Source organism: Nostoc commune NIES-4072, from assembly GCF_003113895.1.
Taxonomy (GTDB): Bacteria; Cyanobacteriota; Cyanobacteriia; order Cyanobacteriales; family Nostocaceae; genus Nostoc; species Nostoc commune.
Genome location: NZ_BDUD01000001.1, coordinates 2,433,517 through 2,438,472 on the forward strand (window position 1 = coordinate 2,433,517; position 4,956 = coordinate 2,438,472).

A 4,956-nucleotide genomic window follows, 5' to 3' on the forward strand; every position below is an offset into this window, starting at 1 on the left:
GGGCATTGGGCATTGGGCATTGGGCATTGGGCATTGGGCATTGGGCATTGCTTATGTCTCCCTCATCTCCCTCATCTCCCTCATCTCTCGTTAATTGCCAGATTGTACTTTACTAACTTGATCGGCTGCGATCGCATACCAAATTTGACCGAAAGTCTGTTGATTGAGTTTCCCACGATCCTGATCGGGAAACAACCGATCAAATTTTTCATTTGCGTCTTTGGTTAGCTGATCAATTGTATAGTTCCCAAACTGCCCCGATCGCGCTTGCCGTCTCCATGTTACATAATCTTTTTGACTATATTTACCCAATTTTCGACGAGCTGCTGTACTGAGATTAGCCTGTTCTAGTTTATCTAATAAATCGTCAGCGATACCAGACCATTCATCTCGTAAACCAGCGTCTTCAGATTTAGATGTTAGGCTACGTCCCTTTAATTCTGGTTTTTTTGTATAAAATAAATCATCTACGAAGGGAGTAAAAAATCCTTCAGTTATTTGTAGCTGTTGACGACGACTGATAATTTCCTGAAGATTACTATTTTTTCCTTTGTCGCTGACTGGTTTACCGATTGGATTTGGTAATTGGGGAATTTGCGGTAATGAAATTGATGGAATAGTAATTGAAGTTACGCTCCGAATCACTGCATTTACCACCGCCAAAGTGCCTGCACCAGTTAAGACAATTACAGCTGTTCCCCCTAAACTCATCACAAAAGGACGAATCCAAACAGGCCAAGATATAGGTTTTGCTATCGCTTGCGTTTTGTTCTGGAATCTACTTATAACAGCACTGGCGCGTTGTCTTCCCGGAGCAACTACCATCGTTTTAATCTTGGTAGTAATAGAATTACTTGCAGATTTACTAGCAGCTGGCGATGGTAAATCTTTGAGTATTTGCTCGGCTCGTTGATAGCGATCGCTCGGTTTATAAGCCAGCATCTTTTTGAACACTGCTTCCAGTTGCGGACTAACTCGGATTTCCTTTCCCCACGCCCAAATTCCCTGATAGCTGTCGTATAATTTTTGCGGCTCTTTCCCTGTAAGCAACACCAGTGATGTCACCGCTAAAGAGTAGAAATCACTGCTAAAAAATGCTTTTCCCTGCCGTAGCTGTTCTTCTGGGGCGTAGCCCTTTTTACCTAGCAAAGTGTTATTTCCAACCAACTTGGTGCGCCAAAAACCTTGAGAAGCTGGCAATTGTTTGACACCACCAAAATCAATTAATACTGGTAGATTATCAGAACGTCGCCAAATCAAATTATCAGGAGAGATATCACGGTGAACTACATCTCGTGAGTGGATGTAGGATAACACGGGTAGAATCTGTTGCAGTAAGGTGATTATTTCCTCTTCACTAAAGGTCTTTCCTTGAGTTTTACGCTGTTCTAATAATTGGTAATAATTATCACCATCCACATAATCTTGCACTAAAAAGAAAAAATCTTTAGTGCCTATCTTCACTTGTAGCGAGGCGTGAAAACGGGGAATTTGTGGATGCTGGAGTGTTTTCAGGACATTTGCTTCTCGTTCAAATAACTCTTTAGCTTTTTGTAAATCTTGCTTTTCTTCTACTTGGGGTGCAAATTCCTTGAGCACACAGGTTTGATGAGCTTTATTTCTATCCTCCGCCAAATAGGTGCGTCCAAAGCCACCCTGCCCTAAATGACGGATAATTTGATAGCGATTATCCACCATTTGTCCCACAGCAAGAGGTAATGGTTCACCACAATGGGTACAAAAGCGGTTACTACCATTATTTGTGTGTTGTTTACTGCAATAGAGCTGCATGGTGCCCAAGGATAAATTAAGGTTTTATGGAATGACTACAAGCGCATACTCTCATTTTCGGATATTTTAGGAAATGTTAGGGACTGGGTATTCCTAGATTAAATCCGTGTTGCTGAGAATCATTGGGGTTTTGGGGTATTAGATAACAGCTAAAATACTGGCAGCAAGTAACGGTGTTGGTTCTACTTCAGGATAAACAACAAGCGTCATGAACCAGAAATCAAGACAGCAGCAAGTAATTAAAGCATTTGAAGATTTTTTGTCTACCCCCCTAGAAACGATACTGCAACGGCATCTCAACACTCAAACTTCGACAGCTTTGAGTTTATTTCACGATGTAGCGGCTAATGTACCTGCCTACAAGGCTTTTTTAGCAGAAAGGGAAATTAATCCCGCGACTATTCAAACCTTAGAGGAGTTTCAGAAACTACCAGCGATCGCTAAACAAAATTATATACTGCGCTATCCTTTGGCTGAGTTGTGCCGCAACGGGCAACTCCAAGCGTGCGATATGATAGCTGCGTCTTCCGGTTCCACTGGTAAACCGACATTTTGGCCTCGTTTTTTCACAGATGAACTCCAAATCGCCACACGCTTTGAACAGATTTTTCACGATAGTTTCTATACAGATACCAGACGTACCCTAGCAGTGATTTGTTTCACTTTGGGCACTTGGGTAGGTGGAATGTTCACCAGCAATTGCTGTCGTTATCTTGCTAGCAAAGGTTATCCCATTACTGTAATTACCCCTGGTAACAATAAAGAAGAAATCTTGCGAGTTGTCCAAGAATTAGGTTCAGCATTTGAACAAGTGGTGTTATTGGGATACCCGCCATTTTTAAAAGATGTGATTGATACTGGTATCGCTTCTGGTGTGGAGTGGCAGCAATATCAAATTAAGTTAGTGATGGCGGGAGAAGTATTTAGTGAAGAATGGCGGAGTTTAGTTGGTGAAAGAGTTGGTTCACAAAATCCTTGTTATGATTTTGCATCACTTTACGGCACTGCGGATGCAGGAGTTTTGGGCAATGAAACACCTTTAAGTATCTGCATTCGCCGTTTTTTGGCAGAAAATCCCGATGCTGCTAGAGCTTTATTTGGGGAATCACGTTTACCCACATTAGTACAATACGATCCTTGCAGTCGCTTTTTTGAAGTTCAAGATGGCGGATTACTGTTTTCAGGAGATAACGGTATTCCCTTAGTGCGTTATGACATCTTGGATACTGGCGGAATAATTAGTTATGATGCCATGCTGCAATTTTTAGCAAAATGGGGATTTGATCCTGTTGCAGCCTTAGAAAACTCCCCACTCCCCACTCCCCACTCTCCTAGAGGTATTCATCAGCTACCTTTTGTTTATGTCTTTGGGCGTTCTAACTTTACAGTTTCTTACTTTGGTGCAAATATCTATCCAGAAAATGTGGCGGTGGGATTAGAGCAACCAAGAATTCAAGAATGGGTGACGGGTAAATTCGTGTTGCAGGTGAAGGAAGATGCAGATAAGAATCGATTTTTATCAGTGGTTGTGGAATTAGGAGCGGGGGTAGAGGGTAGTGAAGATCGAAGAGAAGCGATCGCATCTTCTATTCTTTCACAACTGCTCCGTCTAAATAGCGAGTTTGCTAATTATGTCCCCGCAGAATATCAAACACCACAAGTTACATTAGCCCCAATGGGTGATTTTGAATATTTCCCCATTGGGGTGAAACATCGTTATACCCGTCAATAGAGTTTGGTTTCGCTTTCATCTCCAAAAAGCTGCCGATTAACGCTCAAACTGGATGGAAGTAGAAGGCAGCACCCAGTACAGCATAAGTTGCTAGCAGCAACATCCCCTCTAACCAGTTAGAGCGACCATCCAAACTAATTAAGTTGGCAATGACGACTGCAATGATCACTGCAACAACCTCAAACAAGTTAAAGTTTAAATCCATTGGTTGTCCAATTACCTGCCCAACTAGCACAAGGAGCGGCGCAACCAACAAAGCAACTAGTAGACTCGATCCCATTGCTACAGATACTGACAAATCCATATTATTCTTAATCGCTACTCGGACAGCAGTTACATATTCGGCTGCACCTCCAACTAGTGGTAATAAAATTACTCCGGTAAACAAAGGTGTCAATCCTAGTCCTTTTGTTGCCTCTTCAACTGCACCGACAAAAATCTCAGACACGAACGCTATACCAATCGTTGCCACAAGTAAAACACCAACCCAAAGGCTCAAGTTTGGCTTTGAATATTTATCTTGCTCTGTGGCAGCCTCGTCTTTAGAAACACCTTCTAGTTCTACAACCCCAACATCGTAGAGGTAGCTGTGAGTCTTCAAGGAGAATAACAGCGTAAAACCATAAACTACAATTAAAATAACTGCTACAAAAATCGACAGATTAGTAATAGCGCTTTGCTCGACCACATTAGATGTAGTGATCACCATTGCAGGCAGGACAATTGCAGTTACTGCTAGTGTCATTGTCGAACCATTGACTCGCGCTGCCATTGGCTGAAAAGTCTGCTCTTTATAGCGTAACCCTCCTAGCAACATAGATAGCCCCATTACCAGCAGTAAATTACTGATAATTGCCCCAGTGATGCTGGCTTTAACAATATCTACCAAGCCTGCTTTGAGAGCTACTAGAGCAATAATTAGCTCAGTTGCATTACCAAAGACTGCATTTAACAAGCCTCCGATAGAAGGCCCTAAAACCACAGCAATTTCTTCTGTCGCCTGACTCAGCCAAACTGCTAACGGAATAATTGCAACTGCTGAAAGTCCAAATACTATTAATGCATCCCATTCTAACTTTTCTGCCACAATAGCAATAGGAACGAAAACTAGCAAACCAATTGAAATTAGGTTTTTAGTTTGTATATTTTTGAGTGCGGTTGGCATAAGTATATAACTCTAATAATGATAACTATCGTTTAATTCATTGAAATAATTGCACAATGTAAGCAATTTTCTTTGTCTGTAACACTTACTAAATAACTTACAGTATATAGATTTCTTTTTCCTAAAGAATTTTATCTGCTGCGAAAAACTTTGCTAACTGGCTAAAGATGGATGAGGCTGGTAAATAAATTAATACCTTTGACTGCTGGAATTGCTACTGATCAAAAAAGCGATGCCTGCGGCGGGCTACGCCTACGCATTCCCATTC

General features: G+C 41.5%; 3 protein-coding genes. 1 reads left to right on the forward strand and 2 read right to left on the reverse strand.

What is annotated here, in order from left to right; all coding sequences use genetic code 11:
• Window positions 1–90: 90 nt before the first annotated feature.
• Window positions 91–1,791, reverse strand: coding sequence for a serine/threonine-protein kinase (locus CDC33_RS10775; protein ID WP_109008472.1), 1,701 nt, complete (start codon window positions 1,789–1,791; stop codon window positions 91–93).
• 208 nt (window positions 1,792–1,999) lie between these two features.
• Between CDC33_RS10775 and CDC33_RS10780 the strand changes: the two genes are divergently transcribed.
• Window positions 2,000–3,523: a phenylacetate--CoA ligase family protein gene (locus tag CDC33_RS10780; RefSeq protein ID WP_109008473.1), complete on the forward strand. Its 1,524-nt coding sequence runs from the start codon at window positions 2,000–2,002 to the stop codon at window positions 3,521–3,523.
• A 43-nt stretch (window positions 3,524–3,566) separates the two neighbouring features.
• Here CDC33_RS10780 and cax read toward each other — a convergent pair whose 3' ends face one another.
• A complete protein-coding gene (gene cax / locus CDC33_RS10785) occupies window positions 3,567–4,688 on the reverse strand; it encodes a calcium/proton exchanger (RefSeq protein WP_109008474.1) in 1,122 nt (373 codons plus the stop codon).
• Window positions 4,689–4,956: the final 268 nt, after the last annotated feature.